A 26,997-nucleotide genomic window follows, 5' to 3' on the forward strand; every position below is an offset into this window, starting at 1 on the left:
AACAGTGAGAGCCGAAGCGCCGGAATAACGGGATTGACGCTTCGGCTTTCCGGATTGCATGGGGCAGGTGGTCTGGTCCTGCCGTTTATGAACAGACCAGCCCGCCCGGTTCAAATTGCACCCGGCCAACCTGTTGACGCAGGCCGGGTGCACCCAGAGGAGGAGTTATTTTGCAATCCACGCCGAGGAGAACTCGTTGTTCCCCAACGGTGTCTGGAGATAGCCGTTCACGTTGGCAGACAGCGCAACAGCAAATGGCGTTTCATAAAGGAACAGCAGCGGGGCCGCATCGCGGTAGATTTCCTGCATGCGCTTATATTGCTCGCTGCGCTTTTCCGGATCGATCTCGGTGTTGGAGGCTTCGAACAGGGAGTTGAACTCCGCATTGTTCCAGCCTGTGCCCACTGCCTTGCGGGTTGGGTAATAGCCGAGCCAGCCAGCAACCTGTGCCGGATCGTTCACGTCGTTCACCCAGCCGTAGGTGTGAACATCAAACTCGCCGGAACGGTTCTTTGCGCCGCGGGTTGGGTTATCAACCTGCTCCACTTTCACGTTCACACCAATGGCGCCCCACATCTGCTGAATGGCTGCAAACAGAGTTGCATCATCAGAAGAGCCTGCAAGGGTGGTCAGAGTGATTTCAGCGCCTTCCAGACCAGATGATTTTGCCAGTTCTTTCGCCTTGGCAGGGTCGTATGGATAGAGCGGACCGCCATCATGTGCCAACTGGGTTGTCGATGCCATCAGCGGGGATGTCATGGACTTGCCGGTGCCATGAGTGATCAGCTGAACCAGTGCGCCCTTGTTGGTTGCGTAGTTCAGCGCCTGACGCGCCTCTTTGGTGGCCATTGGGTTTGGCGAACCATCGGCGCGGGTTTCGCGGGCATTGATCGGCGCGTAGATGATGCGGGTGGATGGGAACAGCTCCATGTTGATCGCAGGATCTGCCTTCAGCTCTGCCACGCGGGAGAATGGCACGAACTCAGCACCGTTCACTTCACCCGCCTGCAATTTCAGGATACGGGTCGCATCATCCGGGATCACAACAAAGCTGACTTCATCCAGATATGGCAGCGGTTTGCCATCTTCGCCCTGACGCCAGTAATGCGGGTTGGCGGAGAAGGTCATGGTGCTGCCACGGGTGCGGTCTTTCAGCGTGAAGGGGCCGGAAACCGGTGTGCCCGGCGCGAACAGAGCGGTTGCCTTTTCCTGATCATTGGCTCCTGGTGCTGCCTCAAACGCGGCCTTGGACACGATCGCGGTGTTAAACGTTGCCAGAATGGAGATGATGGTTGGGTCAGGGTTCTTCATAGAAAGCGTGACACCATTCTTGGTCTCAGTGATGCTTTCAACAGAGCCCAGCAGGCCGGACCATGGACCGAAATCCGGATTAACGGCGCGTTCCAGTGAGAACTTCACGTCTGCCGCAGTAATCGGGGAACCATCGGAAAACTTGATGCCATCGCGCAGGGTGATGGAGATGGTTTTACCATCCGCAGAAACCTCGTAGCCGGACGCCAACCCCGGAACGATTGTTTTGCCATCTGCCTTGGTGCGCAGAAGAGTGTCATAGAGGTTTGTGACCATCCAGATATCTGGGTTACGGTCGGCATACACCGGATCAACCAGATTGGAATCATCATAGCGGGCGAAGGTGAGCGTGCCGCCACGTTCCACGGCCTGAGCCGAATTGATGGCGAGCATCGACACGCCTGCAAGCGCGGCAATCAATAAAGTCTTCATGATAGTCCCCTCAATTGATACACGCCGGGCCTGCTTATTATTTTATGATGCATGGTGGCGTGCAGGTGGTGGCCTCTCCCAATAATTCCATTAGCCACCGGTGATATATCAGTATTATCTCTGATATATCTCTGTTTGCAAGAGGCAAAACTCATTAAAGAAAAATTTTCATGACAACAAATCTATGCAGAGAGATAGTTTAGAAGTGAAATATTGCTGAAATTACAGTTTCACTGAGAGAAACTTGCGCTGAATATTGCAGTAATTCTTGAGGTGCCTCCGAAACTCTCGGAACCAAACAATTGATTTATTCTGGAATGAGCGTCCTGAAACGCAAAAACGCGGTGCAGGAATAATTTTCCAACACCGCGTGAAAAATGAACGCCATTCATTAAACAGAGGGAGATTTTCCCTCAGGCATCCTGTTTTGGCTCAGCCTTCTGAAAGGCTTCCAGCTGGTCAGCTTCCTTGACGATGGCGTTGATGCGCGTCAGTTGAGAGCGGTCCACGCCCCAGCGATCCGCATTGTAGACCTGCGGGATAAGGCAGATATCAGCCAGCCCAACCTGATCCCCATGACAGAACTTGCCGCTTTGCCCATCGGCCAGCAGCTCTTCAAAGGCATTGAGACCTTTGGCGATGAACTCACGCATCCAGTTGACTTTGACCTGATCGTCGCCGCCAGACAATTCCACGATGCGCTGAACCACGCCCAGATTACAGACCGGGTGGATATCCATGGCGATGGCATGGGACAGCGTGCGCACGCGGGCCCGTTCGCGGGCGGTGGCAGGCATCAGGGCAGGGGATGGGTGCAGCTCATCCAGATACTCGATGATGGCGAGAGACTGAGTCATCATATCGCCGTCCAGATCCAGTGATGGCACAAAGCCTTGCGGGTTGCGCTTGAGGTTGTCCGCGTCCTTCTGCTCGCCCTTGAGCAGGTTGACGGTCACCATGTCGTAGCTGAGGCCTTTCAGGTTCAGCGCGATACGCACCCGATAGCTCGCAGAAGAGCGCCAGTAATCATATAAAGTAATATTGCTCATCGTATTGGCGCCCCCTCCCAGAGCTCAATTCTCTATCTTGCGCGGAACCCTTTGCGAGAACGGATGCTCACGTTTCAAAGGTTCCACTTCAGGACCCGTTGGCTGCCTCGGCGCTCATATCCCCAATGAGCGCTTCTGCGTTTTTCTGCACCTTTTCCATCAGGGTCAGAAGAACCGCCTGTTCTTCTGCGGAAAGGTTCTCAGTCAACGCAGCTTCCACATCTCGAACCAACGGAATGACATCATTGAAAACGGCCAGACCTTTTTCGGTCAGACGCAGTACGGATTTTCGGCGATCCTCTCCGTCAATATCGCGGCGCAGGAACTCCTTTTTGCGAAGGGCCTGAACAGCGCGGCTGACATTCACCTTGTCCATACTGGAGCGCTCAACAATCTCTGAAGCAGACAGCGCCTGATTGCGACCCAGGATCGCCATGGTGCGCCACTCAGATACGCTGAGGCCATACCGTTCCCGATAAACACTTGAGACAGCAGTACTAACGGCTGTGCCAAAAACACGGACCTTGTAGGGAAAGAACGACCCAAGCTGGAAGTCTTCCTTATCCATCGTGTTATTCGCAGTCACCATCATCACGTCTCGTTGGTTTAAAATGAAACTATTGCACATAGATACTTGCACAAATATCCTGATAGTATCAATTGCAACTATATGTCAAGACCATCAAACGGCTCACTGATATATATCCCAAAGTAGAATAATCAGCTATTTTTAGCCATTTTGCAGCATTTTAGCCCGCTTTCTTACGCTTAGGGAATTTGTTTTGGCGGAAAATGTTATTGACAAAGTTACAAGTGAAACTATTCTGAGATTAGATAAATTACAGATTGCCTGAGTCTGGGAGGACTTTGCTGCGATCTTCAATTGCCAAGGATGTGTTATGACGAGTTGGATCGAGAGTGCGAATGCAGCGCACTGCCATTTCCCAATCCAGAATCTTCCCTACGGTGTGTTTGCCAAAAACGGTGAAGAGCCACGGTGTGGTGTTGCGATCGGGGACATGGTTGTTGACATGGCTGTGCTGGAATCCGCCGGTCTTCTCAATGCAGGCGGTTCTGCCACCGTCTTCGATAAGCCAGCCCTCAATGACTTCATGGGCCTTGGCAAAGCGTCCTGGGACAGCGTGCGCGATCAGCTGACTGCCCTGCTTTCCAAAGATGGCAATGACGCCCTTTCCGGCAACGACATTCTGAAGGCAAAAGCGCTGGTGCCAATGAGCGCGGCACAGATGTACCTGCCTTTCGCAGTCTCTGAATACACCGACTTTTACGCTGGCAAGCAGCATGCCATGAACATTGGTACCATCCTGCGCGGCGCTGAGAATGCACTACCACCAAACTGGTTGCATATCCCAATCGGATACAATGGCCGCGCCTCAACGGTCGTTGTATCCGGTACAGATATTAAGCGCCCACTTGGCCAGACCAAAGCCCCAACCGCTCAAGTGCCATCTTTCAAGGCTTGCGCACGTCTCGACATTGAGCTGGAAATGGGCGCAGTTGTTGGCACACCAAGCACAATGGGTCAGCCGATCACCGTGCAGGAAGCCGACGACATGATCTTCGGTTACGTTCTGCTGAACGACTGGTCCGCCCGTGACATTCAGGGCTGGGAATATCAGCCGCTTGGTCCGTTTCAGGCAAAAGCATTCGCAACTTCCATTAGCCCATGGGTTGTGACGAAGGCCGCGCTGGAATCCTTCCGCACCAGCACACCGGAGCGTGAAAAGGAACTTCTGCCTTACCTCAATGAGCCGGGTCCGATGATCTATGACATTGAGTTGCAGGCCTACATGCAGCCGGAAGGCGCTGATAAAGCGACTTTGCTCTGCCACACCAACTACAACCGTATGTACTACTCTGCGGCGCAGCAGCTGACACACCATGCCATTGGCGGCTGTAAAATGAACACGGGCGACCTGCTCGGCTCCGGCACCATCTCCGGTGCGGAAAAAGCTGAGTTTGGTTCCCTCATGGAACTCACATGGGGTGGTAAAGAGCCAATCACTCTGGACAGCGGCGAAAGCCGTACGTTCATCGAGGATGGTGACACTCTTACGCTGACAGGTTGGGCGCAAGGCGATGGCTTCCGCATCGGCTTCGGCGAATGCACCGGCAAAATTCTGCCAGCTCCAGATTTCAAAGCTTAATTTAGGATAGTGACGATGGCTAAAGCATTTGCATCCAGTGGCGACATGGAAGCCAAAAAGATCTCCTTCACCGAAGTTGGACGCGATCTGTACGCGTTCACCGCGGAAGGTGATCCAAACACCGGCGTTATCATTGGTGATGACAGCGTCATGGTGGTTGATGCGCAGGCAACCCCTGTCATGGCTCAGCTCGTGGTTGATAAAATCCGCGAAGTCACTGACAAGCCGATCAAATACGTAACCCTGACCCACTACCACGCTGTGCGCGTGCTGGGTGCCTCCGGTTACGGCGCCTCTGAAATCATTGCCTCTGAAAAGTGTGAGGGCATGATTTACGAACGCGGTCAGGAAGACTGGGATTCTGAGTACGGTCGTTTCCCACGCCTGTTCTCTGCAGCAGATTCCATTCCGGGCCTTACTTGGCCAACTATGACCTTCAAAAACCGCATGACCATCAACATGGGCAAGCGCAAGGTTGAGCTGATGCATCTGGGCCGCGCCCACACCGCTGGTGACATTGTTGCATGGGTTCCAGATGAAGGCGTGATGTTCACCGGTGATATCGTTGAGTACCACTCCGCCTGTTACTGCGGTGACGGTCACTTCAAAGACTGGGGCAACACGCTCGACGCGATCAAAGCCTACAATCCAGATGCAATTGCACCAGGCCGTGGTGATGCGCTTGTGGGCAAAGAGATGGTCAACAAAGCCATTGAGAACACCCGTGACTTTGTTGAAAGCACCTATAAACCAGCCGCCCGCGTGGCAGTACGAGGCGGCACGCTGAAAGAAGCATGGGACGCAGTGCGCGCAGAATGCGATCCAAAATTCGCTGACTACGCAATCTACGAGCATTGTCTGCCATTCAACGTCGCACGCGCTTTTGACGAAGCCCGCGGCATTGAAACACCACGTATTTGGACTGCAGAGCGCGACCGCGAAATGTGGGCAGCATTGCAGGGCTAATATGAAGGGGCTTAAGCCAGCTGACAGAGCTTGTTCTGTCAGCAAAGCTTAAGTCCAACCCACTTGGGAGCCTTGAGGAACAGAGTAAATCCATAACAGAGATTGGATCCTTCCTTCGCAGAACAATTCTTACTCTGTTTGTGAACGATCGATACTGCTGGCTCCCAACATTGACGAAAAACCTCGCAGGCGAAAGCCGCCCCATATGCGTCAGAGCGCCGGATGGCCCCAAGTTCCAGCCGGCTCTCCAAAGTTGATTGATGTTTTGCCGGATGCTGGCTGAGGCATCACACTTGCTGGGAGGCAGCGTATGACGAAAAAAAAGATTTTCGAAGTTCCGCTATATCCATATGTCCGGTCACCGGATCAGGATGCGGAAAAGGCAGTGCGCCATAAAGTTGTTGTGGTGGGAGCGGGCCCGATTGGTCTGGCCGCAGCAATTGAACTGGCCATGCAGGACATTGAAGTTGTTGTTGTCGATGACAACGACAAAGTGAGCTGGGGTTCTCGCGCGGTTTGTTATGCAAAGCGCCCGCTGGAAATCCTCGACCGCATTGGCTGCGGTGATCAGTTTGTCGACAAAGGCGTTCAGTGGAACGTGGGCAAAGTGTTCTTCGACGAGCGTCAGGTCTATCAGTTTGATCTGCTGCCAGAAGACGGTCACAAGCGTCCGGCTTTCATCAACCTGCAACAGTATTACTTTGAAGAGTATCTGGTTGACCGGGTTAAAGAGCTTCAGGCGCAGGGCAAGCCAATTGAGATCCGTGGCAACAACAAAGTTGTTTCCGTTGATCAGGGCAGTGACTTCGCAACTGTTGAGCTGGAGACACCGGAAGGCAACTACTCCGTTGAAGCGGACTGGGTGATCGCTTGTGACGGTGCAGCCTCTCCAATCCGCGCCATGATGGGTCTGGACTTTGTAGGCCGCATCTTTGAAGACAACTTCCTGATCGCCGATGTGGTTATGGAAGCAGACTTCCCGACAGAGCGCTGGTTCTGGTTTGATCCGCCATTCAACCGCGGTCAGTCCGCTCTTCTCCATAAGCAGCCAGACAATGTGTGGCGCATCGACCTTCAGCTTGGTTGGGATGTCGACAAGGAAGAAGAGAAGAAGCCGGAAAACGTCATCCCTCGCCTGAAAGCTATGCTTGGTGAGGATGTAAACTTCGAGCTTGAGTGGGTTTCCATTTACACCTTCCAGTGCCGCCGTATGGAGCAATTCCGCAAAGGCCGTGTGATCTTTGCTGGCGACAGTGCCCACCAGGTGTCTCCGTTCGGTGCCCGTGGTGCAAACTCCGGTCTGCAGGACACTGACAACCTGATCTGGAAGCTGAAACTGGTGATGGACGGCACGGCGCCAATGAGCCTGCTGGACACCTATGATGAAGAGCGCATCTACGCTGCGGATGAGAACATTTTGAACTCTTCCCGCTCTACCGACTTCATCACACCTAAATCTGCAATCAGCCGTGTGTTCCGCGATGCTGTTCTGGACCTTTCTGAGGCTGCTGAATTTGCACGCCCATTGGTGAACTCCGGTCGTCTGTCTGTTCCGGCCACCTATGACGGGTCTTCGCTGAACAGCGATGATTGTGCTGGCATGCCTGTACGCTCCCGTCCGGGTTCTCCGGCAGCGGATGCACCAACGGCAAATGGCTGGTTGCTGGATCAGATGGGCAACAAATTCCAGTTGCTGGCAATCAACGCGGATGTGCCGGACACTGTAGACGTTGGCGGCATCACCATCTCAGCGCTGCGTGTGAACGCGACAGATGAGATCAGGGATCGCTATCTGGGAGATAAGTCTTCCGCCGTTTATCTGATGCGCCCGGACCAGCACGTGGCTGCCCGTTGGGAGACCTATGACGGCGCGAACATTGCGCAGGCTCTGAACCGCGCTATCGGCATTTTTGAGCAGGAGGCCGCACAATGAGCCATCTGAATACAAAAGCAAACATCGCCAAACCGGACGAGTTTTATCACGATCTTCTGGTTCTGCATGAAGGACGCTCTGAGAAGGAAAGCGAAGCGCTCAACGCCAAGCTGGTTCTTATCCTCGCCAATCACATTGGTGATGCAGATGTTCTTCGCGAAGCAATGGACCTGGCTGCCAACACACAGGGAGGAGGCGAGGCTTAATCGCCTCGGTTAGAGTCTTATGAAAATTGAGCAAATTCACCACGTTGCTTACCGCTGTAAAGACGCAAAAGAGACTGTTGAGTGGTACACCAAGAACCTCAACATGGACTTTGTGCTGGCGATTGCAGAGGACAAGGTTCCTTCCACACACGAGCCTGATCCGTACATGCACCTGTTCCTTGATGCAGGTAACGGTAACGTGCTGGCGTTCTTTGAACTGCCAACAAAGCCGGAAATGGGCCGTGATGAGAACACACCAATCTGGGTGCAGCACATTGCATTCAAGGTGAAGGATCGCGAAACCCTGATCGCTTTCAAAGAAAAGCTGGAAGCAAACGGCATCGACGTGTTGGGCGTGACCGATCACTCCATCTTCCACTCCATCTACTTCTTCGATCCAAACGGACACCGCATCGAGCTGGCTTGTCCGGATCCAGCAGAAGAAGAGAAGCTGAAGCGTCTCGATGCTGTGAAGTGGGAAATGCTGGAAGAGTGGAGCCGCACCAAGAAAGCGCCAAAACACGCTGACTGGCTGCACGCAAAAGAACTCGGCAAAGTCTAATTTTTTAAAGACGACCTGCCAGAAGGGCGGGGACTGGGAGGTTCCCGTTCTTCATCTGACAAAATGATTTTATTGGCATCTTAAGGGAGGGAGCCATGGAATTCTTGAAGACGAAAGTTGCTCGCCGCACGCTGCTTGGCATGGCAACAGCTGCCATGTTGGCGCCAACTGCATTTGCAACTGCTGCATACGCTGAAACAAAGCTGGTTCTTTCCAGCTGGCTGCCACCACGCCACCCGATTGTGGTCAACGCAATCAAGCCGTGGGCGAAAGAAGTTAAAAAAGTTACTGATGGCCGCGTATCCGTGCGTGTTCTGGCCAAGCCAGCCGGCGCCCCACCAGCGCACTTTGACATGGCTGCTGATGGCGTTGTCGACATCACCTACGGCCTACACTCCTTCACCAAGGACAACCGCTTCCAACGTTCCCGTATCGGTCAGTTCTCCTTCCTGGGTGATGACGCTGTTTCCGGTTCCAAAGCATTCTGGGATGTTTACGCAAACGATCTGGATGCACAGGCTGAGCACAAAGGCACCAAAGTTCTTGGTCTCTTCGTTCATGGTCCGGGCGTGTTCCATAACAACGTGCGCAAGCTGAACACACCAGCTGACATCGAAGGCCTGAAGATCCGTGTACCGGGTGGTTACATTGCTGATCTGGCAAGCGATCTGGGCGCATCTCCGCTGTTCATGCCATCCGGCGAAGTGTACGAGACCCTGTCTCGCGGCATCATCGACGGTGTGACCTTCACTTATGAAGCTCTGACAGCATTCAAACTGCTGGATCACGTGAAGTACTCCATGCGCGTTCCGGGCGGCATCTACAACACCACATGGTTCCTCGTCATGAACGAAGGTAAATGGGGTGAGATTTCTGCTGAAGATCAGGCTGCAATCATGGCGATCTCCGGCGATGCGTTTGCTGAGCGCGTTGGTAAGGCATGGAACGGTGCGGACGAGAAAGCAATCGAGCGCATCAACAAAGCTGGCATCGAAATCTATGATGCATCTCCTGAAATGGTTGCGGCCATCAAGGAAAAAGCAGCTGCCTATGAGACCGAATGGGCAAAAGCAGTTGCAGAAGACGGCTTTGACGGCGCTGCTGCTCTCGACAAGTTCCGTAAATCTACAGGCGTAGAAAATTGATCGGGTCTAACAACAGGTCCGGGGGCGCATCGCGGGTGCGCTCCCTCGCCAACCTCATTGAGCTTGGCCTTGGAATATGTTGCGCGTTACTCCTCGCGGGTCTGACTGGCCTTACAGTCGTTGATGTGGTTGGCCGTTACTGGTTCAACGCTCCTGTTCGCGGTGCTTTCGAAATCACCCAGCTCATGCTTGGCGCTCTGGTTTTCGCAGCTCTGCCGCTGACAACCTCTCGTAAAGAACATGTTGAAGTGGACATGATCTACGGCATGGTTCCACCCGTCATGCAATCAGTGATGAAGGGCATTGCCTGGTCGGTTTCCACGGTCACCCTTGTGATCCTCTCCTGGCGACTGGCAGCTCACGCTGAACGTCTAATGGAAGATGGCGCTGTGACCAATGCTCTGGACATTCCACTGGCACCCCTTTCCTGGATCGCTGCTGTCTCTGCGCTGCTGAGCGCCTGTTACACCTTCGTATTCTTCAAAAAAGCATTCCGCAGAGGTTTTTAAAGTCATGTTTGAGTCCCTTCTCGGCTTTGCAGCTCTGCTCGTCCTCATTTTCCTGCGCGTGCCAATCGCGTTCGCCATGATCTTTGTCGGCGCCATCGGCTTTGCCTGGATGCGCGGATGGTCCGCCACATGGTCCGTTGTCAGCACCGTTGGCTTTGAAACCAGTCTGTCTTACTCACTCTCCGTTGTTCCGCTGTTCATCCTCATGGGCAACCTGCTCACCATTTCCGGTGTCAGCCACGGCCTTTATGCTGCTGCAAACCGCCTGCTGGGCGGCGCGCGCGGAGGCCTTGCCATGGCATCAGTTGTGGCTTGTGGTGGTTTTTCTGCTGTTTGCGGATCGTCTCTGGCGACGGCTGCCACCATGTCCAAAGTGGCCATGCCGTCCATGCGCAAATACGGCTATGCAGACAGCTTGGCTTCCGGTTCCATCGCAGCTGGTGGCACCCTCGGCATTTTGATCCCGCCATCTGTGGTGATGATCATCTATGGCCTGCTGACAGAATCCGACATCGGCAAACTGTTCATCGCGGGTGTAATTCCGGGCATTCTGGGACTCTTGCTTTACATCGGCGCCATCTACGTCGCCACGCTACTCAACCCGTCTCTCGCTCCCAAGGCTGAAGGTGTTGAACCATTCACCCGAAAGGAAAGACTGGGCGTTTTCGCGGTCCTTGGTCTCTTCGCAGTGATCATGGTTGGTATCTATGGTGGTTTCTTCACGCCGACAGAAGCAGCGGGCATCGGCGCTGGTACGTCGTTCCTGATCGCGCTGCTCATGGGCGGCATGACCATAAAAAACCTCTACCACGCCATGCTGGAGAGTGCCCGCACCACGGCCATGATCTTCATGATCATCATCGGCGCAGAAGTGTTCTCCAACTTCGTCAACTTTGCAGGCCTGCCGGATACGCTAGCAGAATGGGTGCTGGACCTTGAGCTGAACGCCTACATGGTGATCCTCGGTATCGTGCTCATCTACATTGTGCTGGGCTGTGTGCTGGAAAGCCTCTCCATGATCCTGTTGACGGTGCCGGTGTTCTACCCGCTCATTTTGGAGCTGGATTTCGGCCACGAAATGCTGGCGGATCCGGAAGCTGTACTGATCTGGTTTGCCGTGATTGTTGTGGTTGTGACGGAGATCAGTCTGATTTCGCCTCCGGTTGGGCTCAATGTATTCGTGCTGCGCAACGTGCTGCAGGATGTAAAGCTCTCCACCATCTTCAAGGGCGTGTTCCCGTTCTGGGTTTCAGACCTTGTCCGCCTCGCGCTGCTGATCGCGGTCCCCGGCTTCTCATTGTGGCTTGTTGGAGCCATGTAGATCTAAGGGATCATTGATCATCGCAAAGGGGAGGGCATCAGCTCTCCCTTTCTGCTTTGGGGATTGAGCGGATCAAAGAAATTCATCGAACCACTTCACTCATCTCGCATCCTAACAATCCCAAGAACGGGCAATTAACCCGCAAGGCCCATAGTACCCGCAACCATAATAAGGCTGAGGGTTTCATGGCTCCTAACATCGCCATTATCGGGGCTGGCCCAACCGGGCTCACAGCAGCGATTGAACTCAAGCGTCGCGGTATCATTCCATCTTTGTTTGAAGCGCGAAACTGTCTGGGCGGACAGTGGGCCTATGAGGTCCTCACCGACGAGCCGCTTGACGTTCGCGATCCGCAAAGCCAGAGCGTTTATTCCGCCATGTACCCCAAACTGCGCGCCAACCTGCCCAAACGCGCCATGCAGATCAGCGACTATAAACTGCCGGAAGAGCTGGAGCTGTTTCCTGGCCGCGTTCAGGTGCTGGATTATATCGACGCCACCGCCAAGGCCGCCGGCATCTCAAACCTCATTGAGTTCAACACACCAGTGCAACACGTTGAAAAAGCTGGCGATGGCTGGCGTGTAACAACGGAAGGTACCCAACGGATCTTCACCCATGTGATCGTGGCCACCGGCAAGGACAGTTATCCGAACATAGCTAAGATAGATGGGTTGGAGAGTTTTGAGGGCTCGGTCACCCACTCCCAGTCTTACCGCCTGCCGAACCTTTATGAGGGCAAGCGCGTTGCTCTGATTGGCGCCTGCGTTTCTTCCGAAGACATCTCTTTGGATCTAAGCCCGTACGCCGAGCAGGTTTACATCTGCGGCACGTTTCCTCCCAACGGACACAAGTGCTATGTGCGCGATGGCCTTTATGGGCAGAGCCTCAACATAAGCCAGCACGATCGGCCCGCACGCGTGGAAGGCAAGAACATCTACCTGCAAAACGGCGAGGTGCTCTATGACGTTGACGCCATCATCCTGTGCACCGGCTACATCTACGACTTCCCGTTTCTGAAGGGCTCCCTGAACGACATTGAGCTGAGCGGTTGCTCCATTGGCCCGCTTTACCTCAACATGTTCTATCCATCTGACCCAACGCTCATTTTTCTCGGCCTGCCACGTTTTACGGTGCACTTCGCCAGCATCCAATTGCAAAGCGTCTACTGCGCCAAAATCCTGAGTGGGGAGCTGGAGCTGCCTCCGATTGAGGAGATTAAAGCGGAAGTCGCCAATGGCGGCTGCGTGCTGCAAAAAGACCCTGCTAATCTGGAGGAATACCACAACAGCGTGTTTGAGTGTTTTGCGCGCCTGAGTGATATGACCGGCGAGCCTCATCTGGATTGGAAGGGCTTTCTGAACACCCTGAACGACCATAAGCGCCACTATCAGCAGGACTACCGCCAGTATCCTTTCACGTATGACCTGAAAGAGTAGAACACACCTCTCCGAAGATCTCCTCTTGCCTTTATGCGTTTCATATACGATACGTATATTAAACGTATAAGGAGCCTTTCCATGGGCATTGTCAAAATCTCTGATGATCTGCACGAGGAAATCAGAAAAGCGAGCACCGTCATGTCTCGCTCCATCAACGCACAGGCGGAGTTCTGGATCAAAATGGGTATGCTCGCCGAGCTGAACCCAACCTTGACCTACTCCGAGCTGGTTCAACAGCAACTGAAAGCCTGCAAACTCGCCCCGCCTGAGGTGATTGAGACATGAGTGCGATCATCATCAAAAACGCCGATGAAATTGCCCTGATGCGCCAATCCGGCAAGCTGCTGGCTCAGGTCTTCAAGATGCTGGAAGATGTTGTAAAGCCTGGTGTTTCCACGCTGGAGATCAACGATCGCGTTGAAGATTACATCGTCAACGAGCTGCAAGCCCGCCCAGCCAGCAAAGGCCAATACGGCTACAAGTTCGCGCTCAACTCTTCCATCAACGAAGTGGTCTGCCACGGCATCCCGGATAAGCGACGCAAGCTGAAAGCATCCGACATCATCAACGTTGATATCACGCTGGAAAAAGACGGCTTCATCGCAGATTCCAGCACCACCTTTGTGATGCCCGGAGCCTCCCGCAAAACGCAGAAGCTGGTCAAAACCACCTACAAAGCCATGTGGGCCGGCATTAAAGAAGTGCGCCCCGGCGCGAGACTGGGGGATGTGGGCGCCGCCATTCAGCAGACCGCAGAAAACGCGGGTTACTCCGTGGTGCGTGACTACTGCGGCCACGGCATTGGCCGTGACATGCACGAAGGCCCGTCCGTCATGCACTTCGGCAAACGCGGCACCGGAACTCTGCTGAAGGAAGGTATGACCTTCACCATCGAGCCAATGGTCAACGCAGGCACCGAACTTACCGTGACCAAAGAAGACGGCTGGACCGTAGAAACCCTAGACCGCCAACTCTCCGCCCAATGGGAACACACCGTGCTGGTCACAGCCGACGGGTTCGAGGTATTGACACTGCGGGACGGGGAGAAGGTACCGGGGTAGGCTATTGCATTTGCTAACAAATCAAAGGCAATATGCAAGAATAACAATATGAGTTATCTCTTGGTATTAAAGGCACATAGATGCACATAAACACTGACAATACATTTCAAACACTCCGTTTTACCTACAAAGACAATTTTTTATACATTATCATACACTTCGGTATTTTTTTTAGCACCGCGATTTGGCTATGGCGTGTGGGATCAACATGGGCTCTAGTCGTCTCACTAATTTTATTAACAGCTATAACAGCTCTTCTGAAACGTGCTTATCTGGCACTCCATGAAACCTATGAAGTCATCATCACATCAGATGCAATCTCTGCGCCACAAGGAATATGGAAGAGGGAAATAAAAACGCTCTCATTTTCGGAAACTGATCGCTGCAAAGTGATGAATAGTCGCACTTCGCTACCGCTAGTAAGTCATTATACTCAATTATGGGACCGTTTCTTTCTAACAAAAAGCTATAATATTGAGAGGAGTATGTGTAGGAGCAGGCAAGACTTTGAAGCGATAATTGAGGCAGTAACAATACGGATCGAAGAAACCAAAAAACATCAGTGAGCTTTATCCTGTCGTTGTACCTTTCACTACTTTTAATTAAGCGAAGGCATAAGCCATTGTTCATTTCAGGTCAGTGCCGATACCGCTCCTCAGCTTCGTAGTAGGCATCAAAGCCGACGGCTTTTTGCAGGTCTTCAAAGCTCATGGCTGGGTCGGGGAAGATGCCTTGCTTCATTTGGGCCAGAGCGTCTTGTTGAGCTTTGATCATGGCCATGAGGCCGGTGAAGGGATAGGTGGAGATGGCGTAGCCCAGCTCTTGCAGTTCAGCTGGCTGAAGGAAGGGGGTTAGACCGCCTTCCAGCATGTTTGCCATTTTGGGGCCTTCTACCTCATCGCAGTAGCGCTTCATTTCTTCAACCGTCCGCGGTGCTTCTACGAAAGTCATGTCGGCACCAATTTCGCGGAAGGTTTTGGCCCGCTCGATCGCCTCATCCAGACCATGTTCAGCCCGTGCATCTGTACGGGCAAGGATGAGGATATCAGCGCCTTCATTTTTGGCATCCACCGCAGCCCGAATGCGCATGAAAGCTTCGTCCCGCTCCACCACGTGCTTGCCCTTTGTGTGACCGCAGCGTTTGGGCGCGACCTGGTCTTCAATCATTACGCAGGCCATACCCGCACTGGCATAACCTTTAACCGTGCGTTTGACGTTGAGCGCGTTGCCATAACCCGTATCCCCATCTCCAATCACCGGAATGCTGGTGGCGGAGGCGATGTTACGGGCCTGATCAACCATCTCTGCGTAAGAGATGAGGCCAGCATCGGGCTGGCCAAGGCGGGAGGCAGAAACACCAAAACCGCTCATGAAGGCAAGAGGGAAGCCTGCCTGCTCAATCAAGCGAGCGGAAAGAGCATTCCAGCAGCAAGGAGTTACATTCAGTTCGCCGCTCTCAAACAGAGCCTTGAGTACCTGTGCTTTTGACATGGTTGAGCTCCCCAGTTCCTAGGTGTTGTAAGGGATATACAGGGCAAGCCCTTGCCAAAAGTAAAGCAAGGCCGCTGTTGCCAGCATCATCAGCGCAAACGGCCAAGCCCCTTTGGCGACCTCTGACAGTTTTGCGCCCCCAACGGCTTGAATGATAAAGAGGTTCATCCCCACAGGCGGTGTGATCAAGGCAGTTTCAATCAGCACCACGAAGAAGATGCCGAACCAGATCGGATCGATGAACATACCTTCCAGCGCCGGGAACAACACAGGCACCATGATCAGCAACATGCTGAGGGATTCCAGGAAGAACCCGACAATCAGCAGCACCAGACCAACGGCAAGAATGAACATGCCCGGCTCAGAAATGTTGGAGGTGAGCAGCGTGGAGATATCCTGCGGCAGGCGGTAGAGCGTGATGGCGTAGGAGAAGACCTTGGCCCCGGCAATGATGAGGAACACCATGGTGGTGGTCTTCATGGACTTGTAGGTGGCTTCTTTCATCTTCTCCAAGTTCATCCGCCCCATAGCGAACGTGATGATGAGCGCCATCACAAAGCCAATACCTGCGCTTTCAGAAGGTGTGGCAATGCCCATGTAGATGGACCCGATAATGGACGCAGCAAGCAACAGGGTTGGCAGTGCCATGAAAGTTGCCCGGCGGCGCTCCTCCCAGCTCGCTTTTTCCACCCGCTCGTAATTGCTGTTAAAGCGGGAATAGAGCATGCCGTAGACGATGAAAACGCTGGCAAGGAACAGGCCTGGCCCGATACCTGCAAGGAACAGTTTCGGGATCGAAGTTTCTGTCACGATGCCATAGAGGATCAACGGGATAGACGGCGGAATGAGGATACCCAGCGTACCGCCGGCCGCCAGCATGCCCAGCACAAACGGTCGTTCATAACCGCGAGAGGTCATCTCGGGGATCGCCACAGTTGCGATGGTCGCTGCGGTGGCCACGGATGAACCGGAAACGGCAGAAAACAGGCCGCAGGACAGGATCGTCGCTACGCCAAGACCACCCGGCCAATGCCCGACCCAGCTTTGCACGGCCGCAAACAGATCTTTGCCCACACCACCTTTCAGTAGCACGTTGGACATGAGCAGGAACATGGGCACAGCCAGCAGCTCGAAACTGTCCATGGAGCCGTAAAGGCGCTGCGGCACGGCGTTGAGCGGCAGCGGGAAGTACCAGAGCAGGAATACTCCGAGCGAGCCAAGCGCGAATGCAACAGGAACGCGGAAAACTAAAAGCAGCAGTAGGGCTGCAAGAATGAGAAATGCAGTCATCTGTTGCCCCTAAATCTCGTGTTCCAGAGTGTCATCAGCTGGCACGCCATCGCGCCAAATCTTCACCGCTTCAGCCATGGCTTGCAGGCCGAGCAAGGCAAAACCAACCCAGACCGAGGCATGGGTGAACCACTTGGGCAGGGCGAGATAGGTATCCGTGGTGTGGCCGCGCAGCAGTGACTTGTACCAGAGACCATAGCCGTACCAGACAGCCGTGATGCAGAAGATCAGGATCACCAGAATAGAGAAGGTCTCAACTGCCTTACGCACCAGCGTATCCGGGCTACGGAAGGCCACATCAATCACGATCATCTCGCGGTGTTTGAGGGCAAAGGCACCTGCCAGATAAGCTCCCCAGATCTGACCGATACGGGAGACTTCATCCACCCAAACGGTCGGGCTGTTGAAGACATATCGCGCAACGACTTCGTAACAGATGAAAAAACCAATTGCGAAAAACACCCAGGCAGCAAATTTGCCGGTGAATTCGGAGATGTAATCTATGAGCTTAATCACGGCTGAGCACCAAACGGATTTGCCGGAGAGCTGAACTGCACGGGCTGAAGCGATCTCTGTGTGCAGTCGTCTCCCTCAAATAAAAGGGGATCCAACAGATTGGATGGGCAGAAAAGGAGCCAAACGGCTCCCTCTCCAGATTTAAGATGATAAAGGCAGGAGAGCCTTACATGCCCTTGGCAGCGTCAATTGCCTGCTGTGCAACAGGGCCAGCGGCTTCAACAAAGCGGTCCTGAACAGAAGCGGTTGCTTCTACCCATTTGGCGCGCTCTTCATCGCTCAGGCGGATCACGTTGATCTTATCAGCAACGCTTTCAACCAGAGCATCTTCGCCAGAGTACACCTCTTCACGCAGCTGTTTTTCGACAACGGCGGCAGCGTCCAGAATGATCTTCTGGTTCTCTTCAGAAAGGCTCTCGAAGAAGTCGTTGTTGATCACCGCAACAAACTCGATGGCAAAGTCATAGGAGAGCGTCATGTTCTCCATCACTTCATAAAGCTTGCGGCTGGTCACGCCGGAGGTGCCGGTCATGCCCACATCAACAGCGCCCTGCTGGTAAGCAAGGAACTGCTTGGAACCGGACATCAGTGTTGGGGCACCGCCCAGAGCTTCCACAGTCCAGCCCAGAACTTTGCCGTAGGTGCGAACTTTCTGGCCTTCAATGTCTTCTGGTGTTCTGATTGGATCACCGTTGTTCAGATAGATGTTACGGCCATAAGCCTGCCACCACAGAACGCGGGCACCGGTTTCTTCCAGAACCGCTTTATCGAGAATCTCACGCATTGGAGACCCGTTGGCAGCCGCAGCGCGAAGGTGTGCTTCATCGCGGAAGAAGAACGGCAGGTTCACGATCTCAACGGCTGGAACAGACCCGGCGAAACGGCCAAGAAATGCTGAACCAGCTTCAATCGCACCAGAACCAACAGCTTCCGGCACCTCCTTATCCTTAAACAGCTGAGCAGACGGAAAGAGCTGAAGGTTCAGTTCGCCATTGGATTTTTCTTCAATAATTTTCTTAAAGGCATTCCAGTTCTTGCCCAGACTGTGGGTCTCAGGCAGCTGCAAAGTAACGCGAATTGTTTCAGCAGCCATTGCAGTGACGCTGGTTAAAGAAAGCGCGGCAGCGCCCAGCATTGAAATCAGTTTTACTCTCATTGGTGTCCCTCTCCCAAAACAAATTCACTGAAATGTGAGATATATTAGAGAGTGTTTTTTGAAGAAGTACAGGCCGTTATTGCTGAGAAAATGTAATTATATTGTCTAGATCTCTTCCATAGCGCAACTTTGCATCGGCTCTGCATGTGATCCGCACCTTTAGAAAAGACGTAGCGGACCGTTACGTCTCTCTGGAAATTTCGCAAGGACTGAATCTTGGTGACAGACGTGAAAATCACGTTGCGCGCAAGACGAAATATTTCGGTGAAATGAAACAAAATTAGTCGGAGTTATGAACATTCCGCAGGCGGCATATCGATTGAGACCCACATCTGTCAGCCTGCCAATAGCCTTTTGCCCTTGATTTTATGGAGATGAAGCCTGTCCGCACACGTGCTTATCTAGCCTGTGTTTGGACTGCGCATTGTGACCACCTGAAAGAGTTGGGGCTAATCATGCAGGGCCTGTTTTGTCGGATCATGGCTTCCTGAGCGGCGATTCCACGGGTTCATCAGTCTGTACCAATCGGATGCTACCTCACTTTGAAGTGGGTGAGTCGGCGGGAAGGGCGATTTCGTGGGTAAAGTTATGGTACTGGGCGGCGACGGTTTTTGCGGCTGGCCCACGAGTCTTTTGTTCTCCAGCCTTGGCCATGATGTCATCATCGTCGACAACCTGTCCCACCGCAAAATTGACGTTGAGCTTGAGGTCACCTCGCTCACGCCCATTCAGCCGATCAGCGAACGACTGGCAACTTGGGAGGAGTTGACGGGCAAATCAATCCGCTTTGCCAACATTACGCTCGGCGTGGATTACGACCGTTTTCTGCAGCTGCTGAAATCAGAAAAACCAGATGCCATCATTCACTTTGCAGAACAGCGGGCCGCACCGTATTCCATGAAATCCTCTTGGCACCGGCGCTATACGGTCTCCAACAATCTCAACGCCACCAACGATGTGTTGTCCGCTATCGTGGAAGCGGAACTGGATCCTCATCTGGTACATCTGGGGACCATGGGGGTGTACGGATACAGCACCGTGGGCTGTGAGATCCCCGAGGGGTACCTGCGTGTTCATCTGGATGTGAACGGGGATATGCGGGAGCAAGAGATCCTTTATCCCACAAGCCCAGGCTCCATCTACCACATGACCAAGTCGCAGGATCAGCTGTTCTTCCAGTTCTATGCCAAGAACTATGGCTTGCGGATTACAGACCTGCATCAGGGTATTGTCTGGGGCACGCAGACCAAGCAAACCTCTCTGGATGAACGCCTGATCAATCGGTTCGACTATGATGGCGACTATGGCACTGTCCTCAACCGGTTCCTCATGCAAGGCGCGATTGGATATCCGTTGACGGTGCATGGAACGGGCGGGCAAAAGCGGGCATTTATTCATATTCAGGATACAGTGCGCTGCGTTCAGTTGGCGGTCGAAAATCCACCTGAGCGGGGAGAACGAGTTAAAATTCTCAACCAGATGACTGAGGTGCACCGGGTAAAAGATCTGGCTGAGATGGTGGCTCAGATGACCAATGTGGAGATCGCTTATCTGGATAATCCCCGCAAGGAAGCGGCTGAAAACGACCTGATGGTGGCCAATCATCAGTTTCTGGATATGGGATTAAAGCCGATCACGCTCAGCGACCGGTTGCTGGAAGAAGTGACTGAGATAGCGCGAAAATATTCTGATCGCTGTGACACCACCAAAATCCCCTGCCTGTCCCTCTGGTAGTTCGCAGGGATTGGTTGATGAAGATCGTCATTGTGTCCGATGCCTGGCATCCTCAGATCAACGGAGTTGTCCGCGTTCTGGGCATTACACGCCGTGAGTTAACGGCGCTGGGGCATGAGGTAATCCTAATCACACCGGACCAGTTCCACCAGATGCCGTTGCCGACCTATCCGGATATCAAGTTGGCGTTGTTTCCTTATTACAAGCTCTCCAAAATGTTGCGGGCGCTGAAGCCCGATGCGCTGCATGTGATGACAGAAGGGCCGCTGGGGTGGGCAGCGCGGAAATATTGCCGGCGCAACGGGTATAAGTTCACCAGCTCATGGCTCTCCAAGTTCCCCGAGTATGCCTCCATGCGCACAGGCCTGCCCACCGCATGGTTTTATAAGTGGCTGATAAGATTCCACAATCAGGCTGCCCAGACCATGGTCACCACGCAGACGATGATAGAGGTAGCCCGCACTATCGGCATCAGGCGAGTGGTGCGTTGGCAGCGAGGTGTGGAGCTGAAGAACTTCCGACCTGTCCCATCTGAGATGTTTGCTGACTATCCCAAACCCGTGATGCTCTATGTGGGGCGGATAGCACCTGAGAAAAATCTGGAGGCCTTTCTGGATCTCGACCTTCCAGGCACCAAGGTTTTGGTCGGGGATGGCCCTGATTTGGCGTCTCTTTCCAAGCACTATCCAGATGCGGTATTCACGGGTGCTAAGACGGGGGATGATCTGATTGAGGCGTATTGCGGGGCTGATGTGATGGTGTTTCCGTCCAAAACGGACACGTTCGGGCTCGTCAATCTGGAGGCGATGGCCTGTGGTATCCCCGTGGCAGCTTATCCGGTGACGGGGCCGAAAGACATCATTGGCGATGCCCCGGTTGGTGCGACCGATGAGAATCTGGCCGCTGCCATCAAACGGGCTTTGCCAATGAAATCAGAGGACTGTATTGCCCACGCCAAAACCTTTTCGTGGGAACGGTCCGTGCAGGATTTTCTGGCAAACCTCGTGAGTTTCTCCGAAAAGCAGCCTCACGAGATCAAAGATGTCCTCACATCATCCGCTCGTAAAGATCAAACATAATCCAGAGCGTGCCGCCGACCATCAGGAAGATGAGAACACCGGCAAAGCTCATGGCCAGCACGTTCTCGATGGGCGTTCTGCTATCAATGCCGAGGAAGTAGTGCAGGTGAACGCCAACCTGAACCAGCGCGCACAAAGCGATGATGCCGAAGGTCAGCTCAACTGGAAAGGCCATGGTCCAGACGGCAGCGAAGGGGATCAGGGTGAGCGCCAGGGCGAGGATAAACCCGGTGATCAGCCTCTTTGCACTGTGAGATTGCGGGTGCATCTTGCTCTCCTAAATAAGCCAACCGGGCATGTAGACGATTGAGAAAATGCCGATCCAGACGATGTCCAGGAAGTGCCAGAACATGCCGAGGCGGTGGAGACGGGATTTGACCGGAGAGGTCAGGCCTTTGATGAGGATCTGGAAGATCATCACCAAGATCCCGATCATGCCAAGGCTGACGTGCGCCCCATGTGTCCCCACCAATGTGAAGAACGCAGTGAGGAACCCGCTGGTCTGCGGTCCGGCGCCGGACTGGATCATGCCAATAAATTCAATCACTTCCAGCGAAATAAAGCCTAGGCCAAGCACGATGGTGACAATCAGCCAGAACACAGCCTGACTTTTATGCTCCCTGACGGAGGCCAGTGAGGCGAAGCCAAACGTTACGCTGGAAAAGAGCAGGAACATGGTTTCGCCAAAGACGTGCTTGATATCAAACACCTCAATGGGCAAAGGCCCCGTGGCCGTATTTTGAAACATGACCACATAAGTTGCAAACAGAAGCGAGAAGATGATCGCATCTGTCATCAGGTAGAGCCAAAAGCCCAAGTCTCTGATGTCTAAGGTTTCTTCCGTCGGGCCGGGAGAGCCGGTGGTTTTAGGGCTGTATGTGTTCATGACCAGAAATCCCCCGGTGCTGGTTTCTTTTCCTCCAATGCCTTGATGCGAGCCTTTTCATAGGCCTCGATTTCGGCTGCAGGGATGATCTGATAGGTGTGGTCTTGCGAGCTGCGAGTTATCAAACACGCCAACACACCAAGGAAGCCAAGAGCAACAAGCCACCAGATGTACCATGTGACCGCAAATCCGATGAGGAACCCAAGGCCACCAAGGAACACCCCAATGCCAGTGTTGCGGGGTAAGTGGATATCCTCGTACCCCTTGGCAGGGGCATAAGCTACGCCGCGTTGCTTCATGTCCCAGAAGGCATCAATGTCCTGAATGTCGGGGATCTTGGCAAAGTTATACTCCGCTGGTGGCGATGCAGTTTGCCATTCCAGCGTCCGGCCATTGTAAGGATCACCGGTGATATCGCGATTTTTCTCACGATCACGAATGCTGACGTAAAGCTGCATACCCTGACAGACGATGCCGATCAGAACACTCAGCGCGCCAACGGCTGCTACAATCAGGAACGGCTGCCATTCCGCCACGTCGTAACGCTCCATGCGACGGGACATGCCCATAAAACCAAGGGCATAGAGCGGCATGAAGGCAAGATAGAAGCCAATAATCCAGAACCAGAACGACCGCGCACCCCACTTTTCATCCAGTTTGAAACCAGTCGCTTTCGGGAACCAATATTGGAAGCCAGCGAAGTATCCAAACACCGCTCCGGGGATCAGCACGTTGTGGAAGTGGGCGACGAGGAAGGTGGAGTTATGCATCAAAAAGTCGGCGGGGGGGATTGCGAGGAGGACGCCGGAGACGCCGCCGAGCACGAAGGTCACCAGAAAACCGATGGTGAATAACATGGCAGGGTGGAAGATGATCCGCCCCTTGTACATGGTGAACACCCAGTCGAATATCTTTACGCCCGTCGGCACGGCGATGATCATGGTCACGATGCCGAACACCGCATTCACGTTGGGGCTGGAGCCCATGGTGAAGAAGTGGTGCAGCCAGACTGAGAAGGACAGAACGGTGATAACCGCCGTGGCGTAGACCAGCGACTTGTAACCAAAAAGCCTTTTCTGCGAGAAGGTTGCCACAACCTCTGAGAAAACACCGAAGGCGGGTAGAATGAGGATATAAACTTCCGGGTGACCCCAGATCCAGATCAGGTTGGCATAGTTCATCATGTTGCCACCTGAATCATTGGTGAAGAAGTGGAACCCTAAAATACGGTCCAGACCGAGCATAGCTGCAACAACTGTCAGCGCCGGAAAAGCGAAAGCCATGAGGAGGCTGGTGCATAAGGTGGTCCAGGTGAACAGCGGCATCTGCATCAGGCGCATTTTGGGAGCGCGGCACTTTATGATCGTGACGACAAAATTTATCCCCGTCATCGTGCTGCCAACCCCACTGACCAGCAGCGCCCAGATCCAGTAATCCACGCCAACGCCGGGGCTGTATTCTGCGCCGGAGTAGGGGGGATAACCGGTCCAGCCTGCTGTCGAGAATTTGCCGATCACCAGTGAGACCATCACCAGCGCGGCCCCGGCTGCGGTGAGCCATAAGCTGATGGAGTTCATGAACGGGAAGGCCACATCGCGCGCGCCGATCTGCTGCGGCACCACGATGTTGATCAGGCCCGTCAGGAACGGCATGGCCATGAAGAAGATCATGATTGTGCCGTGAGAGCTGAACACCTGATCGAAGTGCTCGGGCGCGAGATAGCCATCGTTATTCAACGCCATGGCCTGCTGTGAGCGCATCATCAGCGCATCCACAAAGCCGCGTACCAGCATCACCATGGCAAGAGCGATGTACATGATGCCAATGCGTTTATGGTCCAGGCTCGTCAGCCATTCTTCCCAGAAATACCGCCACTTACCGAAATATGTGACCAGCAGAAAGACGACCAGTCCGCCCAGAACGGTGATGGAGGCGCCGCCAAAGGCGATGGCGCTGTAGAAGGGGAGGGAGTCAAATCCTAATCTTCCTAGCATGGTGTTTCCCCCTCACAAGCTGGCTGGGTCGTCGCTGGCGCATGTCTGCGCAAGGTGGTCTCGGGCCGGCGGGCATACTTTTTCAGGATCTCTTCGAACAGGCCCGGTTTGACCCACGAGAAGTACTCCACCCCGTGGGCAATGCTGGGCTGGGCGAGTTGATCGTATGTCACCGTGGAGAGTGGTTTGGACTGCGCCTTGGCGTTGGCAACCCAGTCCTGAAACTCTTCTTCTGTCATAGCCACGGCGTCGAAGAACTGCATGGCAAAGCCATCACCGCTGTATTGAGTGTTGCGGCCACGGAAGCGTCCAGTCTCGTTGGCTTTCAAATTCAGCTCACTGGTCATCCCCGCCATGGCATAGATTTGTCCCCCTAATGCGGGAATGAGCAGGGAGTTCATGACTGTGTCTGAGGTCAGCTTCATGCTGACGGCTTTATCAACGGGGAAGGCAAGTTCGTTGACGGAAGCAATGCCGAGGTCCGGGTAGATGAAGAGCCACTTCCAGTCCTGCGCCACCACCTGCACATTGATGGTGTTTTCTGGCGTTGCGATCTTCTTATAAGGGTCAAGCTTGTAGGAATAAGTCCAGACCAGATAGCCAAGCGTGATGATGATAGCGGCGGGAATGGACCAGACAAACACTTCAATAATGGTGGATTTGTGCCAATCCGGCTTGTATTCACCCGTCCCGCCTTTTGCGCGGTAGCGCCAGATGAACCAGAAGACCATGAAGTAAACGGGAATAACCACAATCAGCATGATGAAGAAGGCGGTGTAAAGCAGATCCCGCTCAATAATGGCGATGGGGCCTTTGGGGTCGGCGACTGGAGAAGTCTGCAAGCCACATCCCGCCAACACAAGCAGGAGGCCCAGCAGAGTTATTCCCCTTAGACAAGGTTTTGAAATGAAATGTTTCATCGTATTCCCGCGCAGGATTGGGTGACCTAACGGGAATATTTCAAGGGGCGGGGGATTACAGAATATTTAAGGTCACGGCCTCACGGCCTGAGACCCATTAGATTTCAGGAACCAATTCTATGAGGGGAGCACAGAGATGGTTATCAATTACTCCCCTGCATCCTTCAATTTATCCAGCAGTCTTTGCAGGTGCTTTAAGGGCTTCCAGCATTTCTGCCATTTTCGCCTGCACCATGGTCACCGCTTTGAGGGGGCGCAGCATGACCTTGAAATCATCAATCAGGCCCTCTTCATTCCAATGGATCATATCGACACCGTTGATGAAGATGCCGTCGATTTCTGTCTCGAACTCCAGCACAGCATTGTCACCGCAATCCAGAATGCGCACATATTTGAAGCTTGTGTTGACGCCAAGCACCTGAGCTGCGCCATAAAGATACATGACGGTGATCTGCTGGCCCCGTTGCGGGGTGTGCACCACCGGGCTGTAGAACACGCAGTCCTTTGCGATCATGGCAGACAGTTTCGCCAGATCCTTGCCACCCTCCAGCATATCCAGCCACTTCTGCAGGTTTTCAGAGTAGTTCGTCGACATCCGTTTATCCTCCCCAGCTGCTGCCTTTATTCCCCAAACGCAATGACGGAACAGACAGAGCATCACCAGTCAAACCCATATTGACGTAATGGTCAACCTAGCCGGAGAGGCGGGAATAAGTGCGGGCTTGCTTGAGGATTTATGAAGAGTAACCGGGATTTTTGCGCTGTTTCCTTAGCTCCGCATTAGAGAGCTAAGTGTTAGAAAAATAACAGAAAAGATTGTTTGCGTGGACTTTGAAAGGTTTATGCGTTTTTTGCGTTTTCTGGCGTTTTTTTGTTTTTCATGACCCAGAGCAGAAAATGAACGGACAAGGCTGCCACGCGATAGATATGTACCGCGAAAGAAGCAGCATACATGCCTGAACCAATCCTTTATCGGCCTCCGGCACCAACGCCCTGCAAACCGCTCCGAGGTCTGCGACTGTTTCGCGTGTTCTGGGCGCGCAATGTTTTAAACCTTATCCCCGAGGAGTTCTTCAACAGTCCGATGGAGCGGGTCTATTTTACCCGCCGACCTTGCTTCCTGGTCAACGCGCCGGATCTGGTGAATGAGGTGCTGGTTGAAAAGCGCCTGTCGTTTCCAAAATCAGATGTGATGGTGGATACGCTCAAACCGGTAATTGGGGAGAGCACGATCATTGCCAGCGGCCCGAAATGGGAAGAACAGCGTGAGATGATTGCACCCGTGTTTTCTCATGTGGGTGTGCGCAGTGCCTTCAAGCATATTCAGGATGCCTGCAACGAGTTTCTGGCCTATCTGGATAAGGCGGCTGAGTTCGGAAAGTCCATCAGCCTGCGCGATGAGATGAGCCGTCTAACCGCTGACATAATTTTCCGCACCATCTTTTCACATCCCATCGACAGCGTGCGGGCCCGCAAGGTGTTTACGCAGGCCATGCAGTATCAGGCGATCACCACAACATGGGCGCGTAAGATGATCCTGCGAGGGACCGGTGAAGGGCCTAACCGGCCTATGCCGAAGGAAGCGGAGATCCTACGTGATGAAATCCGGCTGCTTCTGACAGACTTGGTAGATGAGCACACCGCTGATCGGTTCGGCCAGCATGATGACATGTGCCAGCGCCTGCTGGATGCCCGCCATCCGCAAACCGGTCTGCCCTTCAGCAAGGAGCAGCTGGTGGACCATATCGCCACGTTCTTCCTTGCCGGGCACGAAACCACCTCTGCCGTGCTCAACTGGGCATTCTTCATCCTCTCCCAACGGCCAGATT

General features: G+C 53.6%; 26 protein-coding genes. 14 read left to right on the forward strand and 12 right to left on the reverse strand.

Translation table 11 applies throughout. The annotated features are described in order from the left end of the window. Window positions 1-165 precede the first annotated feature (165 nt). The 3 genes from PJE062_RS18425 to PJE062_RS18435 all read right to left on the reverse strand — a co-directional run bounded on the left by PJE062_RS18425 (window position 166) and on the right by PJE062_RS18435 (window position 3,381). The gene (locus PJE062_RS18425) at window positions 166-1,743 is read right to left on the reverse strand and encodes an ABC transporter substrate-binding protein (protein ID WP_008550886.1); all 1,578 of its coding nucleotides are present in this window, start codon (window positions 1,741-1,743) and stop codon (window positions 166-168) included. 413 nt (window positions 1,744-2,156) lie between these two features. Then, window positions 2,157-2,792: a maleylacetoacetate isomerase gene (gene maiA, locus PJE062_RS18430; protein ID WP_008551151.1), complete on the reverse strand. Its 636-nt coding sequence runs from the start codon at window positions 2,790-2,792 to the stop codon at window positions 2,157-2,159. A gap of 88 nt (window positions 2,793-2,880) precedes the next feature. Further along, a complete protein-coding gene (locus PJE062_RS18435) occupies window positions 2,881-3,381 on the reverse strand; it encodes a MarR family winged helix-turn-helix transcriptional regulator (RefSeq protein WP_164845297.1) in 501 nt (166 codons plus the stop codon). A 310-nt stretch (window positions 3,382-3,691) separates the two neighbouring features. Between PJE062_RS18435 and fahA the strand changes: the two genes are divergently transcribed. The 11 genes from fahA to map all read left to right on the forward strand — a co-directional run bounded on the left by fahA (window position 3,692) and on the right by map (window position 14,102). Beyond that, window positions 3,692-4,960 (forward strand): fumarylacetoacetase, encoded by a 1,269-nt coding sequence (fahA, locus tag PJE062_RS18440; protein ID WP_008551049.1) that lies wholly within the window; start codon window positions 3,692-3,694, stop codon window positions 4,958-4,960. 15 nt (window positions 4,961-4,975) lie between these two features. Further along, window positions 4,976-5,926: an MBL fold metallo-hydrolase gene (locus PJE062_RS18445; RefSeq protein ID WP_008550826.1), complete on the forward strand. Its 951-nt coding sequence runs from the start codon at window positions 4,976-4,978 to the stop codon at window positions 5,924-5,926. A gap of 310 nt (window positions 5,927-6,236) precedes the next feature. Continuing rightward, window positions 6,237-7,859: an FAD-dependent oxidoreductase gene (locus PJE062_RS18450; RefSeq protein ID WP_008550980.1), complete on the forward strand. Its 1,623-nt coding sequence runs from the start codon at window positions 6,237-6,239 to the stop codon at window positions 7,857-7,859. Continuing rightward, the gene (locus tag PJE062_RS18455) at window positions 7,856-8,065 is read left to right on the forward strand and encodes a DUF2783 domain-containing protein (RefSeq protein ID WP_014290459.1); all 210 of its coding nucleotides are present in this window, start codon (window positions 7,856-7,858) and stop codon (window positions 8,063-8,065) included. Before PJE062_RS18450 ends, PJE062_RS18455 begins: the two co-directional genes overlap by 4 nt. 19 nt (window positions 8,066-8,084) lie before the next feature. Next, complete coding sequence (locus tag PJE062_RS18460) at window positions 8,085-8,627, forward strand: VOC family protein (protein WP_008550902.1); 543 nt, start codon at window positions 8,085-8,087, stop codon at window positions 8,625-8,627. A 95-nt stretch (window positions 8,628-8,722) separates the two neighbouring features. Further along, window positions 8,723-9,772, forward strand: a complete 1,050-nt coding sequence (locus tag PJE062_RS18465; RefSeq protein WP_008551120.1) for a TRAP transporter substrate-binding protein — start codon at window positions 8,723-8,725, stop codon at window positions 9,770-9,772. A 35-nt stretch (window positions 9,773-9,807) separates the two neighbouring features. Further along, complete coding sequence (locus PJE062_RS18470; RefSeq protein ID WP_008550866.1) at window positions 9,808-10,281, forward strand: TRAP transporter small permease; 474 nt, start codon at window positions 9,808-9,810, stop codon at window positions 10,279-10,281. A 4-nt stretch (window positions 10,282-10,285) separates the two neighbouring features. Beyond that, the gene (locus PJE062_RS18475) at window positions 10,286-11,602 is read left to right on the forward strand and encodes a TRAP transporter large permease (protein ID WP_008551236.1); all 1,317 of its coding nucleotides are present in this window, start codon (window positions 10,286-10,288) and stop codon (window positions 11,600-11,602) included. Between the two features lie 185 nt (window positions 11,603-11,787). Next, window positions 11,788-13,038: an NAD(P)-binding domain-containing protein gene (locus tag PJE062_RS18480; protein WP_008550782.1), complete on the forward strand. Its 1,251-nt coding sequence runs from the start codon at window positions 11,788-11,790 to the stop codon at window positions 13,036-13,038. An 81-nt stretch (window positions 13,039-13,119) separates the two neighbouring features. Then, window positions 13,120-13,326, forward strand: coding sequence for a ParD-like family protein (locus PJE062_RS18485; RefSeq protein ID WP_008551251.1), 207 nt, complete (start codon window positions 13,120-13,122; stop codon window positions 13,324-13,326). After that, a complete protein-coding gene (gene map, locus PJE062_RS18490; RefSeq protein WP_008551095.1) occupies window positions 13,323-14,102 on the forward strand; it encodes a type I methionyl aminopeptidase in 780 nt (259 codons plus the stop codon). The genes PJE062_RS18485 and map overlap by 4 nt, the downstream gene beginning before the upstream one ends. 636 nt (window positions 14,103-14,738) lie before the next feature. On the opposite strand, the gene PJE062_RS18500 is transcribed toward map, so the two are convergent. The 4 genes from PJE062_RS18500 to dctP all read right to left on the reverse strand — a co-directional run bounded on the left by PJE062_RS18500 (window position 14,739) and on the right by dctP (window position 18,555). Next, entirely contained in the window at window positions 14,739-15,593 is an 855-nt protein-coding gene (locus PJE062_RS18500) for an oxaloacetate decarboxylase (protein ID WP_008550903.1), read from the reverse strand. Between the two features lie 18 nt (window positions 15,594-15,611). Further along, window positions 15,612-16,883, reverse strand: a complete 1,272-nt coding sequence (locus PJE062_RS18505) for a TRAP transporter large permease (RefSeq protein ID WP_008550816.1) — start codon at window positions 16,881-16,883, stop codon at window positions 15,612-15,614. A 9-nt stretch (window positions 16,884-16,892) separates the two neighbouring features. After that, on the reverse strand, window positions 16,893-17,399 hold the full coding sequence (locus tag PJE062_RS18510; RefSeq protein ID WP_008550786.1) for a TRAP transporter small permease: 507 nt from the start codon (window positions 17,397-17,399) through the stop codon (window positions 16,893-16,895). Between the two features lie 166 nt (window positions 17,400-17,565). Next, complete coding sequence (gene dctP / locus PJE062_RS18515) at window positions 17,566-18,555, reverse strand: TRAP transporter substrate-binding protein DctP (RefSeq protein ID WP_008551213.1); 990 nt, start codon at window positions 18,553-18,555, stop codon at window positions 17,566-17,568. A 588-nt stretch (window positions 18,556-19,143) separates the two neighbouring features. Here dctP and PJE062_RS18520 point away from each other — a divergent pair. After that, entirely contained in the window at window positions 19,144-20,289 is a 1,146-nt protein-coding gene (locus PJE062_RS18520; RefSeq protein ID WP_037037590.1) for an NAD-dependent epimerase/dehydratase family protein, read from the forward strand. A 17-nt stretch (window positions 20,290-20,306) separates the two neighbouring features. Further along, window positions 20,307-21,368, forward strand: a complete 1,062-nt coding sequence (locus PJE062_RS18525; RefSeq protein ID WP_008551043.1) for a glycosyltransferase family 1 protein — start codon at window positions 20,307-20,309, stop codon at window positions 21,366-21,368. Here the strand turns inward: PJE062_RS18525 and cyoD are convergent. From cyoD to PJE062_RS18550, 5 genes are all read right to left on the reverse strand, one after another. Next, window positions 21,337-21,636, reverse strand: coding sequence for a cytochrome o ubiquinol oxidase subunit IV (cyoD, locus tag PJE062_RS18530; RefSeq protein WP_008550819.1), 300 nt, complete (start codon window positions 21,634-21,636; stop codon window positions 21,337-21,339). The genes PJE062_RS18525 and cyoD overlap by 32 nt on opposite strands. Window positions 21,637-21,645: 9 nt before the next feature. After that, window positions 21,646-22,254: a cytochrome o ubiquinol oxidase subunit III gene (gene cyoC, locus PJE062_RS18535; protein WP_008550850.1), complete on the reverse strand. Its 609-nt coding sequence runs from the start codon at window positions 22,252-22,254 to the stop codon at window positions 21,646-21,648. After that, the gene (cyoB, locus tag PJE062_RS18540; protein ID WP_008550785.1) at window positions 22,251-24,248 is read right to left on the reverse strand and encodes a cytochrome o ubiquinol oxidase subunit I; all 1,998 of its coding nucleotides are present in this window, start codon (window positions 24,246-24,248) and stop codon (window positions 22,251-22,253) included. The genes cyoC and cyoB overlap by 4 nt, the downstream gene beginning before the upstream one ends. Then, entirely contained in the window at window positions 24,242-25,168 is a 927-nt protein-coding gene (gene cyoA, locus PJE062_RS18545; RefSeq protein ID WP_208982387.1) for a ubiquinol oxidase subunit II, read from the reverse strand. Before cyoA ends, cyoB begins: the two co-directional genes overlap by 7 nt. Before the next feature lie 169 nt (window positions 25,169-25,337). Beyond that, a complete protein-coding gene (locus PJE062_RS18550) occupies window positions 25,338-25,763 on the reverse strand; it encodes a nuclear transport factor 2 family protein (RefSeq protein ID WP_008550856.1) in 426 nt (141 codons plus the stop codon). A gap of 357 nt (window positions 25,764-26,120) precedes the next feature. Here PJE062_RS18550 and PJE062_RS26570 point away from each other — a divergent pair. Beyond that, window positions 26,121-26,997 (forward strand): cytochrome P450 (locus tag PJE062_RS26570; protein WP_037037592.1); only part of this gene is annotated, 877 nt, incomplete at its 3' end.

This window comes from Pseudovibrio sp. JE062 (genome assembly GCF_000156235.1).
Taxonomy (GTDB): Bacteria; Pseudomonadota; Alphaproteobacteria; order Rhizobiales; family Stappiaceae; genus Pseudovibrio.

Bases quoted from the DNA above. Each gene is read 5' to 3' on its own strand.
- dctP (WP_008551213.1), bottom strand. From the start codon at position 18,555: ATGAGAGTAAAACTGATTTCAATGCTGGGCGCTGCCGCGCTTTCTTTA.
- PJE062_RS18500 (WP_008550903.1), bottom strand. From the start codon at position 15,593: ATGTCAAAAGCACAGGTACTCAAGGCTCTGTTTGAGAGCGGCGAACTG.
- PJE062_RS18425 (WP_008550886.1), bottom strand. From the start codon at position 1,743: ATGAAGACTTTATTGATTGCCGCGCTTGCAGGCGTGTCGATGCTCGCC.
- PJE062_RS18520 (WP_037037590.1), top strand. From the start codon at position 19,144: ATGGTACTGGGCGGCGACGGTTTTTGCGGCTGGCCCACGAGTCTTTTG.
- maiA (WP_008551151.1), bottom strand. From the start codon at position 2,792: ATGAGCAATATTACTTTATATGATTACTGGCGCTCTTCTGCGAGCTAT.
- PJE062_RS18485 (WP_008551251.1), top strand. From the start codon at position 13,120: ATGGGCATTGTCAAAATCTCTGATGATCTGCACGAGGAAATCAGAAAA.
- PJE062_RS18460 (WP_008550902.1), top strand. From the start codon at position 8,085: ATGAAAATTGAGCAAATTCACCACGTTGCTTACCGCTGTAAAGACGCA.
- PJE062_RS18455 (WP_014290459.1), top strand. From the start codon at position 7,856: ATGAGCCATCTGAATACAAAAGCAAACATCGCCAAACCGGACGAGTTT.
- PJE062_RS18525 (WP_008551043.1), top strand. From the start codon at position 20,307: ATGAAGATCGTCATTGTGTCCGATGCCTGGCATCCTCAGATCAACGGA.
- fahA (WP_008551049.1), top strand. From the start codon at position 3,692: ATGACGAGTTGGATCGAGAGTGCGAATGCAGCGCACTGCCATTTCCCA.
- PJE062_RS18465 (WP_008551120.1), top strand. From the start codon at position 8,723: ATGGAATTCTTGAAGACGAAAGTTGCTCGCCGCACGCTGCTTGGCATG.
- cyoC (WP_008550850.1), bottom strand. From the start codon at position 22,254: ATGAACACATACAGCCCTAAAACCACCGGCTCTCCCGGCCCGACGGAA.
- cyoB (WP_008550785.1), bottom strand. From the start codon at position 24,248: ATGCTAGGAAGATTAGGATTTGACTCCCTCCCCTTCTACAGCGCCATC.
- PJE062_RS18505 (WP_008550816.1), bottom strand. From the start codon at position 16,883: ATGACTGCATTTCTCATTCTTGCAGCCCTACTGCTGCTTTTAGTTTTC.
- PJE062_RS18435 (WP_164845297.1), bottom strand. From the start codon at position 3,381: ATGGTGACTGCGAATAACACGATGGATAAGGAAGACTTCCAGCTTGGG.
- PJE062_RS18480 (WP_008550782.1), top strand. From the start codon at position 11,788: ATGGCTCCTAACATCGCCATTATCGGGGCTGGCCCAACCGGGCTCACA.
- cyoD (WP_008550819.1), bottom strand. From the start codon at position 21,636: ATGCACCCGCAATCTCACAGTGCAAAGAGGCTGATCACCGGGTTTATC.
- PJE062_RS18450 (WP_008550980.1), top strand. From the start codon at position 6,237: ATGACGAAAAAAAAGATTTTCGAAGTTCCGCTATATCCATATGTCCGG.
- PJE062_RS18445 (WP_008550826.1), top strand. From the start codon at position 4,976: ATGGCTAAAGCATTTGCATCCAGTGGCGACATGGAAGCCAAAAAGATC.
- cyoA (WP_208982387.1), bottom strand. From the start codon at position 25,168: ATGAAACATTTCATTTCAAAACCTTGTCTAAGGGGAATAACTCTGCTG.
- PJE062_RS18475 (WP_008551236.1), top strand. From the start codon at position 10,286: ATGTTTGAGTCCCTTCTCGGCTTTGCAGCTCTGCTCGTCCTCATTTTC.
- PJE062_RS18550 (WP_008550856.1), bottom strand. From the start codon at position 25,763: ATGTCGACGAACTACTCTGAAAACCTGCAGAAGTGGCTGGATATGCTG.
- map (WP_008551095.1), top strand. From the start codon at position 13,323: ATGAGTGCGATCATCATCAAAAACGCCGATGAAATTGCCCTGATGCGC.